The sequence below is a fragment of the Mucilaginibacter robiniae genome, from assembly GCF_012849215.1.
GTDB classification, from domain to species: domain Bacteria; phylum Bacteroidota; class Bacteroidia; order Sphingobacteriales; family Sphingobacteriaceae; genus Mucilaginibacter; species Mucilaginibacter robiniae.
On sequence record NZ_CP051682.1, the window covers coordinates 3,739,534 to 3,752,032 of the forward strand.

Here is a 12,499-nt window from a genome sequence, read left to right on the forward strand (position 1 = left end):
AGTCCCGGGCAATGAACAACGCAGTGTACAGCCGGATGTTCCACGGTTTCTGACCTTTGAACATCTGCACTGCCGCACACTTATCTACTTGATGTTCCTAATGGAACATCAAGTTAGACCATCATAAATTAAACACTATTTCACAGTAAGAACAACAGATTTTGAATATGCCAGCCGAAATAAGCGATAGAAGTTATAATCAATTCACGAATGGTTCGAGGCCAACCCAGCGCGTGAATGAATGACTAAATAAAAACAACATGATTTTCAATGTAGAAAGCTTAGACCTACTCTGTTCATAAATCACTTCTTTTGAACGAACTCCTGATCCGATCACGGTGTTGCAAACCCCATTCCGCTATCTTGTCTGATAGATCCCTCAGGGACATACCATAATCTGAAACGCTATAAGTAACGGACGGTGGCTTGGTACCGCTCACGCAGCGGATAATCAGACCGTTAGTTTCCAAATCTTTCAACTCACGGCTAAGTACTTTACCGGAAAGTGGTTCAATGTCATTCAATATCTCCGAATAACGCATTGGTTTATAGCAAAGCCTGGATAAAATGGACAACTTCCATTTCCCAGACAGCAACTCCATAGTATCATCGATCGCTCTTATCTTCTTAAGACAATCATCGAATGTCGGTAATGATGGGTCTGTATTTTCTAAATTCATAAGTTACCTTTTTGTCACAATGGTGCCTTGATAGTCACCATTACTTTTGGCAACAAAGTTACTTATTGACACCAAGTAGGCCTACATTTGTCAAAAAAATTATTGATATGAGTTTATTAGAAGATCTGGAGTGGCGTTATGCTACCAAGAAAATGAATGGTGAAAAGATTCCGCAGGAAAAGCTGGATTACATTTTAGAAGCCGCGCGCCTGGCTCCATCATCATCGGGACTGCAACAATATAAAGTAATTGTGATCTCAGATAAAGCATTGTTAGAGCGGATCAGGTTGGTTGCTTACGATCAAAGCCAGATCACTGATTGTTCGCACTTACTTGTTTTCGCCGCATGGGACGGCTATTCTGATGAACGAATCTCTAAGGTATTTAATTACATGATGGATGAACGCGGTCTGCCTCATCAAACGATGGATAACTATAAACAGGTGATACTTGATCTATATGAGCGCTCCGGCCAGGAATGGCAGGCTCATCATGCGGCCAAACAGAGTTATATATCCTTTGCGATTGCGATCGCTGCTGCCGCAGAACAAAAAGTTGATGCAACACCTATTGAAGGCTTCCTGCAGGAAAAACTTGATGAATTATTGAATTTAAAAGAGTCAGGTTATACAAGCACAGTCATACTTCCACTAGGTTATAGAGAAAGTGAAAAGGATTGGCTTGTAAACATGAAAAAGGTACGCACACCGAAAGAATTGTTCATTACAAAGATGGAGTTAGCTGATGCTTCCGACAATGTGGATCTGCCAACACCGATGAATCTTGACTCTTTTGTTCAAAAAACAGAATAAGCCATAGGCCGGACTACAAGAAGCCAGATCACGGCTATGTCGATAACTCAACTGGTTAAATTACAAGTAGATAATCGGAAAATATTCGATTATCTACTTGTAATTTATTATACAAAATCGTCTTATGCTAAGGCGAAAAGATCATTGGGCTCTTGCATTGTCACTTCCCTGTACAGAATGTACAGAACGCCAACAATTTTATTGTTATTTACCTCCATAATCTTATGAATCATTTACAGAACGATAAGTCTCAAGCGTGTAGATAAGCGGCTTTGAACTCTTCAGCAAATTGTTGCAACTTGATTTGACCAGTTACTTTGACACCACTGGCAAAAAAGTCCTTAGTAATTTTGCCGTCCCTCACGCCTTGCCCCATTTCAACGATCAGCCCGGCCAGTTCTGGTGGCAATCCTCCGGCAAGCATGCCTTGCTTCAACTGTTCATCAGGAATATTTGTCCAAACCAACTCCGGCTTACCAATCGCCTTGCCAAATAACGCTGCTATCTCGTCTCCGGTTGAAATATCGCTTACAAGATATTTCACTTCAAAGCCGTTTCCTTTAGTTTGCAATTCTGCTGCAAGCGCTGTCGACAGATCTTCGGGATGTGTCAGGGCCAAGCGGTCGCTACCGTTATAATTGTTACCGAAGATGCCTTTGCTTTTGATCAATGGGATATCTCTCAAAAAGTTAATGTAAAAAAAACCTGACCTCAAAACGGTTACATTCACGCCGGCTAAACCTTTTAATATCTTCTCTACACGATGCACACCCTGTACCGGGCCTGTACCTTCAGTCGCATCAGCGCCAACGCTGCTCAGCATCACTACGCGCGATACGCCTGCCGCTTTAATGGCATTTGCGTACGCTTGCCCCGCATCGGCAATATTCTGTATCATGTTACCCGGCCCCATGGATGGCGGCAACATGACATATACCGCATCTGCGCCGTTGAAAGCCTTGGCTAAAAATGCTTCGTCACTGATAGAGCCGGTCGCTGCCTTTGCACCTAAAGCCTCAATTTCGTTTGTGCGATCATCTTTGGTGCTGATCACGGTGACTTCGTGTCCTGCTGCGATCAGCGTTTTTACTAATGGTTTGGCTACATTTCCTAATGAGCCTGTAGTTGTAATTTTCATGTTGATAATTGTTTTTAAGAGGTGATGAAGCTGTCAGCTAAGCTGACGGTTTCATTATGATATTTTCAATGGGGGCTAATAATTAATTAAATTCAGGGTAATCGGTATAACCCTCTTCGCCGGGGGTATAAAGCGTGTTATAATCCGGCTCATTCAGGGGGGCATTTTTTTCTATTCTTTTCATAAAATCGGGGTTGGCCAAAAAACTTCTGCCAAAGGCGACCAGATCCGCTGACCCATCCTGTAATTTGGTTTCAGCGGTCTCAGCCGTAAAGCCGTTGCAATAGATAATGGTGTTCGCGAAAGCCGCCCGAATGTCCTGATGCGTATTTTGGGGAATGCCCTGATTATTTGAAATGTGCAGATACGCGATGCCTAATTGGTTCACTTTCCGGGCCAGCTGAACATAGGTTTCATGTACTTCAGCTTCTTCATACGAAGGCATATCGTTGGATGCTAAAAAAGGTGAAATGCGCAGGCCAACCTTACCTGCTCCGATGGAAGCTGCTATTTTTTGTACGATCTCCAGCGTCAAACGGCTGCGGTTCGCTATGGATCCGCCATAGTTGTCCGTACGGTTATTGACGTGCGGATTCAAAGACTGCTCCAGCAAATAGCCATGTGCTCCGTGTAACTCGACACCGTCGAAGCCTGCGGCAATGGCATTTTCAGCAGCCTTAACATGGTCTTCTATTATACGGGCTATGCCTTCTTCATCCAATACTCTTGGTGCTGAATATTCGAACATGCCGGTATCGGTGTAAATTTCCCCTGCGGCTTTAACGGCTGATAAACCCACTACCTGATGGCCTTCCGGCAAGTTGGAGCTGTGGGCAATTCTGCCGGTATGCATCAACTGTAGAAATATTTTGGAACCGCCTTCATGAACTGCACTGGTCACCCTTTTCCAGCCTTCTATCTGGGCCTCCGTAAAAATACCCGGGATACGCGGATAGCCTAAGCCCTCAGGGCTGGGCGAAGTGCCTTCGGTGATGATCAGTCCGGCACCGGAACGCTGTTTGTAATAAGCGGCCATCAGCTCATTGGGCACATTGCCGATGGCACGGCTTCTGGTCATCGGTGCCATCACGACGTGGTTCTTCAACTGAAGTGTGGCTTTGCTATAGGGCATGAATAACTTTTTCATTTTGCTTATCTTTTATTTGATATAGCAAAGTTGCGCCTAATAGTAAGCTGATAATAGCCTGAAAAGGCGAAAAATCAGTCCGATACGACGAAGCGTTTAAGCTTTTGAAGAATAGCGCTTGGGTGTAAAACCGTAATGTTTTTCAAACAACCTGCTAAAGTGGCTGAGGTTGGTAAATCCCAGTTCATAGCCAACCTCCGCAACCGACCGCTTACCCTGTTTTAACAAAAAGGCAGCTTCCTCCATGCGGGCGCGCTGAAAGTAATTATAAACAGTATCACCAAAGGCCTGCTTGAAGAGCTGTTTGAGTTTAGTTTCGCTCATGGCGGCAATTTGTGCCAGTTCGGGCAATACCGGCGGTGCGCTCAGATCGCTGATAACTTCGTTACGGATATGCAGAAGCCTGGCCGCATCCGCGCTGTTAATGTTCTGGTGCGGTAAGCTTTCACGTTTCGATAGCTTTTGAAAAAGCAGGTAAAGCAGTTCCTGTACTTTGATCTGCATGTAGAATTGGCTCAGTTCATCGTTCATATCCACCGCGCTCAAGTTTTTAAGCAGCAGTTTGGTCTCAGCGGTCATATTCTCAAAATAAAGAAATGTATGTCCCGGGCTGGTTATCGTTTCGATCGTAGAATTCAGCTTATTAAGAGCCAGCAGGGTTTTCAGATAATACGGCATAATGGCGATCACCGCATAACGTATCGTGTGACCTGCCGGAAAACGGATGGTCGAGTTCAGATCATTAGAGGTAACCTGGATAGCGGATTCATCGCGTTCGGAAAACTGAACATTGGGATTATTGTCGAAGGCTATGCCGAGCGTTTGTTCGTTGCTGTAAAAAAAGATGGTGATCAGCTCGTTACCCTGGCCGGACGTATTGCGTTTGATGACCAGGTCTTCCTTTAATACATAATGATGCAGGGTGATCTTGAATTCAGGGCCAAAGGACAGTTTACGAATGTACCCGTTGCCCAGACCGGCAGGAATGAACAATAGCCCATCATTTATCGTTGCCCCGATGTGCCGGGCAAAATAGGTCATGAAATCAAACTCCGGCGTGGCGGTAAAATTGAAGATCATTAGTTCCAGTCGTGTTAACGACCGAATTTAAGAATATTACAGGAAACCTTTTGCATACCGTTTGATCGTGATAAGCTGGATAAATCTCACGCTCCATGGCGACACTAAAATAATCTCCGCTCGCCATTCTCTCATCGATAACGCCTTTGCGGATACTGACCGCCAAAGCTTACTTGAATTTTGGCTACAACAATCGGCTATTCGGCTAAGTTAGGCAACGCTTTGTTGATGAATTTTGTATCAACAAAAAAGAAGAATTATGAAGATCATACTCACAGGCTCTATAAGCAATGTAGGCAAACCGCTGACCGCAGAATTGGTTAAACAGGGACATGCCGTTACCGTAATTACCAGTAAAACAGAACGACTAATGGACATCAAAGCCTTAGGCGCGAACGGAGTTGTTGGCTCCATGTTCGATACCGGTTTTTTGACGGATACTTTTACCGGCGCCGACATCGTGTACCTGATGGAAACGTTGGATGCCGTTGGCGGCGATATGATGGATCCCCATATTGATTTTATCGGCGGCATCAGCGAGATAGGGAACAATTACAGGTCGGCCATTGAACGCTCAGGCGTTAAACAAGTGGTTCACCTGAGCAGTATCGGTGCGCATACGGATAAAGGGAATGGTTTCCTGATCTTTCACCATAACGTAGAGAACATATTGAGGCAATTGCCGGAAAGCGTAGCCATCAAGTTTATGCGCCCGGTCGGTTTTTACACCAATTTATTTGCCTTCTCCCATACCATCAAAACGAAAGGCGAGATCATTTCCAATAACAATGGCGGTGACCGGAAAGAGCCATGGGTATCACCTTTGGATATTGCTGCCGTGATCGCCGAAGAGATGAATACACCATTTGCCGGACGGACCGTTCGCTACATTGCGAGTGATGAGGTTTCACCGAACGAGGTCGCCGCTGCGTTAGGCGCGGCCATCGGTCAGCCCGGTCTAAGATGGAAGGTGATCTCCGATGAACAGCAGTTAGATATTTACTTAAAGATCGGTTTCAACCCGCAAATTGCCAAAGGCTTCGTGGAAATGCAGGCCAGCCAGGGAAGTGGTCACTTATACGAGGATTACTACCAGCACAAGCCGGTATTAGGTAAAGTAAAACTGACTGATTTTGCCCGTGATTTTGCGGCGGCTTTTCAGCACGAAGAATAAAAGCGATTTATTACCGGTGAATAAAAGGGAAAATGCCAGCAATTCCTTTTTATTCACCAAATTTACCATACCCGTAAAGATGATATAGCAACAATGACGACCATACAAAGAATTAAAACGATCAGTGAATTTCACCGCACCAGGAGCCTGCCGCCACCGGAGCATCCGCTGATCAGTGTGGTCAATTTTGCAGATGTGAGGTTAACGCAGGATCATCAGGGAAACAGCTGGGTATATGACTTCTACTCCATATCGCTGAAAAGAAACATCGGCGGGAAGATCAGATACGGTCAACAGGCATATGACTTTGATGAGGGGATCATGTTCTTTATTGCGCCGGGCCAGGTTTTCAGTATTGAGAGGGATGCGGATGCCCGGGGAGAGCGTTCGGGCTGGATGCTGATGATCCATCCGGATTTCTTTTGGAATACCACGCTTGCCAAAAGCATTAAACAGTACGAGTACTTCGGCTATACCACGCATGAGGCCTTATTTGTTTCCCAAAAGGAAGAGGGCACGTTAAAAGGCATCATTGAAAATATCAGGCAGGAGTATCATGCTAATATCGACAAGTACAGCCAGAACATCATCATATCCCAGATAGAGACCTTGCTGAATTATTCGGAGCGCTTTTATAACCGGCAGTTCCTCACGCGCAAGAAAGCTAACCATCAGCTGCTGGATAGACTGGAAGAAAAGCTAACGGACTACTTTAACAGTGATGCATTGATCAGCAAAGGCCTGCCGTCCGTTCAGGATATTGCTGAAGCGTTGAATGCCTCCCCAAAATACCTGAGCAGTGTTCTAAAAGTGCTTACCGGCCAAACGGCACAGCAGCATATCCATGAAAAGCTGTTGGATAAAGCAAAAGAGAAGCTCACGACCTCGGAAGCATCGGTGAGCGAGATCGCCTATGAACTGGGCTTCGAGCACCCGCAGTCGTTCAGCAAATTGTTCAAGACGAAAACGGGACTTTCGCCGCTGGAATTCCGGCAGTCCTTTCAGTCGAACTGAGCCGCAGCCGGGATGCTGTTCAGTTGCGGTTCTGCGTGCGCCACTTTAGCGGAGAAAGGCCGACAACCTTGGTGAACAGCCTGCTGAAATATTGTGCGTCATCAAAACCGAGCGAAAGCGCGATCTCTTTGACGGAGAGTGCGGAATAATACAACAGGCGCTGCGCTTCACGCATAGCTTCCTGCTGGATAAAATAGGTCACCGGAAAACCGGTGACAGACCTTACCGTGTCATTCAGATGGCTGGTCGAAATATGCATCCGGGCTGCATATGCCGAAGGCCTCTTGATAGACCTGAAATTTTGCCGTAGGATCTGCCGGAAGTTTTTGGTGATCTCGATACTCCGCAAAGGATAGCTGGTCAGCGTATTTCGTTCCAGGGAAAAGCAGGCTCCTGTGGTTTGATATAAAAAAGCGGTGAGCAGTGCATGGAGCACCGGCTGGCTGAAACGCTGCCCCGGCTCATCGTAAACAGCCTTTAATTCCTGTAAAGAAGTTGAAAATTTAGCAGATTTGTTCTGATCTAATGTTGCGATCATGACTTCCGAAAGACTCTGATCCAAAATGTTTTTAAGCTGCTGGTCAATGATGGCCGGATCGAAAGGAAAGAACCAGCCTTGTTCCAGACGGGCAGAGACAATACGGTGGACCTGCCCGGAATAGGTAAAGAAAATCGTGTGTTCACCCAGATGGAAAGGCTGAAAATCTACCTCAAGCGCCATCATGCCCTTTTCAAGCAGCACGCCGTAATAAAAATCATGACGATGCGCTTTTGACAGGTCATAATCCGGCCGGGCAGATGAAACCATGCCGAAAGACTTCAGGTAAATTCCGTAATGCCAATCATCCATCCGGTGGACCGGTATCTTGTCTTTTGGGTTCATGAGCTATAAAAATACAATTAATATATAAGGTCTCCCTGGTGTTAGCAAACGTGCACCCTTAGATACAGCAATAGATGAACATAGTACGAGGTTCATCTATTGCTGTCCGGTCGGATCAACCATGCGGTGTATCAGTTCGTACCGCGCTGATACTCGGTATGTAACTGTGCGGCTGTCGGTGACTCGAACAAATTATTCAAACGCGCCCGCGCCGTCATTTGCCGGAAATTCCCATGCAATGCCGGATTTCCTGCGTCATGCATGGTGTCAGCCATCCAAACTGCAAAATCCTGATAGTTCCAGACATGCGGCAACACGGTATCAGAGTAATTATCTAAGCCGGTTCTATCGCCGTTCTTTACAGCCAGCAATAACGCCCGGCCAAGCACATCGACGTCGAAAAGGCCAAGGTTCATACCTTTGGCGCTCACCGGCGGTACGAGGTGCGCGGCATCGCCCGCGAGATACAAATTCCGGTATTGCATCGGTGCGTAGACCACCGATCTGAACGGCACAAATTCAATATTGTGAACCTGAACGTTCCGGATCGTATCATCACCCGAACGCAGCCTGATCTCTTCCCATATTCTTTCTTCCGGCCAGTCCTCTGGGCCATCATCAAGCGTGCATTGCAGGTAATACCGGCTGCGCTGCGGCCCCCGCGGCAGCTGCCCGACAAAGCCGTGGTCACTTATAGCCATGATCGGATGCCCGGTGACCGGCGCTTCCACAAGTGCCGCCAACCAGGCATAGCCAAAATCGTAGCTATAGGCAGTCAACGCATCCTGTGGTATCGATGCCCTGCTGATCCCGCGATCAGCATCACATCCTGCGATGTGATCACAGATCAGCTCATGGACGCCTTTGTCATCCTTGTATATAATTCGCGGCCGGTCACCTGTTCCGTTTTCAATATTGATCTCTGTAATATTGAAGCGGACGTCACCGCTCATCTCATCGAACAGTTCGTGCAGCAGGTTATTGACGAGCATTTGCTGCGTGCAAAAACGGCTGGAGATCCCGTCATCAATGCTTGCTTTAAAAACACGCGGCATACCGTTCAGACGGTATTCGATGGTTTGAGCCAGCGGCCCGGCCAGTAACTTGTCCGCCAGTCCCCACTGTTCGAACATCCTCACCGCACGCGCGTCAACCACACCGGCCCGCTGCCGCATTTCTATATATGGCCTGTCGCGTCTTTCCAGTACCACACAATCAACATTCTCTTTTTTTAGAAAGGTGGCCAGTGCCAAGCCCGTTACCCCGCCGCCGATGATCACTACCGAGGTCGTCTCCTTTGATCCGCTATTTTCACTATCCATTATCATTTCTTTTGATTTACTTCCTGACAAAGATCGCTTCATCAGCTCCTGGCCGTTTTAACGGTTCACGGTTTTTTATGGACGATTCGCGTATGGGTATAATTGGGTTCCTCAAAGTGAAAAGGTACTGACCCGGTAACTAAACTTTACTAGTTGCTTTTGGACCTTTCAATAAAGCAAGCTGGACTTTTGGAATAAACGGATCACCGGTTATACATCGAACTTTGCTGCAGTCTATAAAGAGATCAGAAATGGAAAACAAAGAAACGGTATTAGTCACAGGTGGGAACGGCTTTTTAGGAATGCGGATCGTTTTGCAGCTTTTACAAAAGGGATATCAGGTCAAAACAACCGTCCGCAGTTTAAAAAACAAAGACAAATTAACAGCAGCATTAACCGCAAATGGCGTCACCGATCTCGCTCAGCTTTCGTTCATCGAAGCCGAATTGACCAGGGATGATAACTGGGCAGAAGCCATGAAAGGCTGCAGGTATGTGCTCAGCGTCGCGTCGCCGGTATTCTTTAACAAGCCCTGGCAGGAAGATGAGGCTATTCGCCCTGCTGTCGAAGGCATCCTGCGTATTTTGAGATTTGCACAAAAAGAAGGCGTACAACGCGTGGTCATGACCTCTAATTTCGGGGCGGTCGGATTCTCCCAAACCGATAAAAACAGGGAAACCACCGAAGCGGACTGGACAAATGTCCAAACCAAGGGGTTGTCGGTTTATGAAAGATCCAAAACACTTGCGGAAAAAGCAGCATGGGATTTTATAAGCACCCAAGGCGGAAAACTGGAGTTTGCAACCATCAACGCAGTTGGCATCTGGGGACCATCACTGGATGCGCATGTTTCCGGAAGCTTTCATCTGCTGCAAAACCTATTAGATGGCTCTATGAAAATGGCACCCAATATTCCGCTCAACGTCGTGGACGTCAGAGATGTTGCCGATCTGCATATCCGCGCAATGACAAACCCAGCCGCCAGTGGACAACGGTTTATCGCTTCGGCGGACGGACAGATCACCTTACCGCAAATAGCTGCCTTGTTGCGGGAGAAAAGACCGGAAGTTTCACAACAGGTTTCCGCCAAAACATTGCCGGATTGGGTCATTCGATTAGGTTCATTATTCAGTTCCCGTGCACAAGAAGGTCTGATGTTCATCAAGATGAACCGCAATGTAAGTAACCAGAAAGCAAAGACCATATTGAAATGGAAGCCCATCGCCACACAAGAGGATACGCTACTGGCGGCAGTGGATAGTATAGTAAAATACAAACTCTTGTATAAAAATAGATAACATGAAAATTTTAAGCGGGTTACTGATCGCGATATCCCTATACTTTGGCATCGTTCACGGGAGCCGGGCCTTTAGCAAACCTTCCCTGGCATATGCAGAAATGATGTCCTCGCTGGGCATCCCTGATCCGGTCCGGTTCGTTTTCGGAATCTGGGCGATCGTAGCGGCTTTGCTGATTTTGTTCCCTGACACTTTTTTCTGGGGGGATACGCTCCGGGCGATACAGATCGCGTTGATGATGGCTTTGGTATTAAAGGCAGGTAATTATAAATTTGCGATGATCGAGATCCCCTTTTTACTGCTGCCATTGCTGTTGATCTATATGGGGCATCCGTTCAGGAGCGCAATTCTGATAAAATGAGAGCCATAGCGAATGATGTAAAGACCAATGTTTTAAAGGAGCAGTTTATCCCGGACCATCTTTTCCTGTACATCATTCAGGGAGAGGTCAGCTTTTTTGATGGAAATAAAAGCTATACTTACCGTGCCGGTGAATGCTGTATCGCGCGGAAAAATCATCTGGTGAAATTCATCCTGAATAGCCAGACCAGCGAATTTGAACCGATCATGTTTTGTTTTGATGAAGAATTTCTGCGGCAATTTCAGCAAAAGCACCAAAGCAAACCGTTAAAAATGGCGACAGACCGCGCGATCATCAAGCTTGACCAGGCAGACCTCATAGACAGTTTTATCCGGTCAATAAAACCTTATTACAAGGGCGCTATGGAACTGGACGAAGCATTTGAAGATCTTAAATACGAAGAGCTGCTGATCATTCTGCTGAAGACCAAACCTGAACTTTCCGGCGTATTCTTTGACTTTGGCATACCACAAAAGATCAATTTGGAAGCCTATATGAACCGGAACTTTAGGTTCAATGTAAGCCTCGGACAATTTGCTTACCTCACCGGGCGCAGCCTGTCAGCATTCAAGCGGGATTTTAAGGCGGTATTTGGTGAAACACCGAGCCGATGGTTAGTCAAGAAGCGCTTGCAGGAAGCTTATGTCCTGCTGGAGAAAGAAAGACGGAGACCATCTGACATTTACCTAGATCTGGGTTTTGAATCGCTATCCCATTTTTCCATTGCTTTTAAAAAAGCATTCGGCGTGGTACCCTCATCGCTTCAAACAAATTAATTTAAGCACGCTCACTTCAACTATTATTGGTAATCATGATGTCCCAACGGCATGAGCAACGGAGAACTGACTGTTCAATAAGCTTGAATTTTCGAGAAACTTCCTTCGCTTTGAAATCTTTCAAATAATTCTTAACAGACAAATCTATAAGGGGTCACAAGTTGTGACCCCTTATAGATGATACAAACCTGTGAATTTATTTTAACGTCTTCAATTTAAAACCAATCGGTTCCCGTGGTTCATCTTTTTGCTGTATTAGTTGTTTTAATGCCGCGAAGATGGAGTTGATGTCATCATCATGTTGAACGATTAATCTTTCGAGCTGTTCGAATTTAAGCAGTAGATCTTTTTGAGAGCTTAGCATCTCTCTGAATTTGACGAACACCTCAATGATTTTAATACTCATTGTTATAGCCTGCTGGCTTTTAATTACGTTGGCAAGCATTAAGATGCCGTGTTCACTAAACGCATAAGGCAAAGAGCCGCCTAGTGATTGTCGTGAAGGTATCACATTTTGTGATACCAATGAATCTACTTCTTTATCGGAAAGTTGAAACATAAAATGTTCGGGAAAACGCTCAGTGTTACGTTTGACCTGTTGCCGTAAGCGTTTTGGGATCGTTCCATACATTTCTGCTAAATCTTTGTCTAGCATGACTTTTATTCCTCTTATCAGATATATCTTTTCAACTATGCTTTGGTCGCTTGTATTTAGCTCTTTCATCGTTTAATTTTTATTTTATGAGGTCGCAAATTGCGACCTCAAAGCTTCTATTTTCATATAGCGTTTACGATTTAGATCGGAACGCTAAGT

At 45.8% G+C, this 12,499-nt stretch carries 13 protein-coding genes; 6 read left to right on the forward strand and 7 right to left on the reverse strand.

All coding sequences use genetic code 11. The annotated features are described in order from the left end of the window. Window positions 1–296: 296 nt before the first annotated feature. The gene (locus tag HH214_RS22150; RefSeq protein WP_169609416.1) at window positions 297–680 is read right to left on the reverse strand and encodes a winged helix-turn-helix transcriptional regulator; all 384 of its coding nucleotides are present in this window, start codon (window positions 678–680) and stop codon (window positions 297–299) included. Between the two features lie 107 nt (window positions 681–787). Here HH214_RS22150 and HH214_RS16395 point away from each other — a divergent pair, with 107 nt between their 5' ends. Then, complete coding sequence (locus HH214_RS16395) at window positions 788–1,492, forward strand: nitroreductase family protein (protein WP_169609418.1); 705 nt, start codon at window positions 788–790, stop codon at window positions 1,490–1,492. 250 nt (window positions 1,493–1,742) lie between these two features. On the opposite strand, the gene HH214_RS16400 is transcribed toward HH214_RS16395, so the two are convergent. From HH214_RS16400 to HH214_RS16410, 3 genes are all read right to left on the reverse strand, one after another. Beyond that, the gene (locus HH214_RS16400; RefSeq protein ID WP_169609420.1) at window positions 1,743–2,630 is read right to left on the reverse strand and encodes an NmrA family NAD(P)-binding protein; all 888 of its coding nucleotides are present in this window, start codon (window positions 2,628–2,630) and stop codon (window positions 1,743–1,745) included. A gap of 82 nt (window positions 2,631–2,712) precedes the next feature. Further along, window positions 2,713–3,777, reverse strand: a complete 1,065-nt coding sequence (locus HH214_RS16405) for an alkene reductase (protein ID WP_169609421.1) — start codon at window positions 3,775–3,777, stop codon at window positions 2,713–2,715. Between the two features lie 96 nt (window positions 3,778–3,873). Then, complete coding sequence (locus HH214_RS16410; protein ID WP_169609423.1) at window positions 3,874–4,857, reverse strand: helix-turn-helix domain-containing protein; 984 nt, start codon at window positions 4,855–4,857, stop codon at window positions 3,874–3,876. A gap of 259 nt (window positions 4,858–5,116) precedes the next feature. On the opposite strand from HH214_RS16410, the gene HH214_RS16415 reads away from it, so the two are divergent. Together HH214_RS16415 and HH214_RS16420 are read left to right on the forward strand one after the other, a co-directional pair. Then, window positions 5,117–6,031 carry an SDR family oxidoreductase gene (locus HH214_RS16415; RefSeq protein ID WP_169609425.1) on the forward strand — a complete coding sequence of 305 codons (915 nt, stop codon included), beginning with the start codon at window positions 5,117–5,119 and terminating at the stop codon, window positions 6,029–6,031. A gap of 93 nt (window positions 6,032–6,124) precedes the next feature. Beyond that, window positions 6,125–7,045 carry a helix-turn-helix domain-containing protein gene (locus tag HH214_RS16420; RefSeq protein ID WP_169609427.1) on the forward strand — a complete coding sequence of 307 codons (921 nt, stop codon included), beginning with the start codon at window positions 6,125–6,127 and terminating at the stop codon, window positions 7,043–7,045. A gap of 19 nt (window positions 7,046–7,064) precedes the next feature. Here HH214_RS16420 and HH214_RS16425 read toward each other — a convergent pair whose 3' ends face one another. Together HH214_RS16425 and HH214_RS16430 are read right to left on the reverse strand one after the other, a co-directional pair. Next, complete coding sequence (locus HH214_RS16425; protein ID WP_169609429.1) at window positions 7,065–7,928, reverse strand: helix-turn-helix domain-containing protein; 864 nt, start codon at window positions 7,926–7,928, stop codon at window positions 7,065–7,067. 131 nt (window positions 7,929–8,059) lie between these two features. Next, window positions 8,060–9,292 carry a 4-hydroxybenzoate 3-monooxygenase gene (locus HH214_RS16430; RefSeq protein ID WP_248282130.1) on the reverse strand — a complete coding sequence of 411 codons (1,233 nt, stop codon included), beginning with the start codon at window positions 9,290–9,292 and terminating at the stop codon, window positions 8,060–8,062. Window positions 9,293–9,501: 209 nt separating this feature from the next. Between HH214_RS16430 and HH214_RS16435 the strand changes: the two genes are divergently transcribed. The 3 genes from HH214_RS16435 to HH214_RS16445 are packed head-to-tail and all read left to right on the forward strand — an operon-like array spanning window position 9,502 to window position 11,685. Further along, window positions 9,502–10,548: an SDR family oxidoreductase gene (locus HH214_RS16435; RefSeq protein WP_169609430.1), complete on the forward strand. Its 1,047-nt coding sequence runs from the start codon at window positions 9,502–9,504 to the stop codon at window positions 10,546–10,548. A 1-nt stretch (window position 10,549) separates the two neighbouring features. After that, complete coding sequence (locus HH214_RS16440; protein WP_169609432.1) at window positions 10,550–10,909, forward strand: hypothetical protein; 360 nt, start codon at window positions 10,550–10,552, stop codon at window positions 10,907–10,909. Beyond that, a complete protein-coding gene (locus HH214_RS16445) occupies window positions 10,906–11,685 on the forward strand; it encodes a helix-turn-helix domain-containing protein (RefSeq protein ID WP_169609434.1) in 780 nt (259 codons plus the stop codon). The genes HH214_RS16440 and HH214_RS16445 overlap by 4 nt, the downstream gene beginning before the upstream one ends. Before the next feature lie 196 nt (window positions 11,686–11,881). Here HH214_RS16445 and HH214_RS16450 read toward each other — a convergent pair whose 3' ends face one another. Then, on the reverse strand, window positions 11,882–12,409 hold the full coding sequence (locus HH214_RS16450; RefSeq protein ID WP_169609435.1) for an ORF6N domain-containing protein: 528 nt from the start codon (window positions 12,407–12,409) through the stop codon (window positions 11,882–11,884). Window positions 12,410–12,499 lie beyond the last annotated feature (90 nt).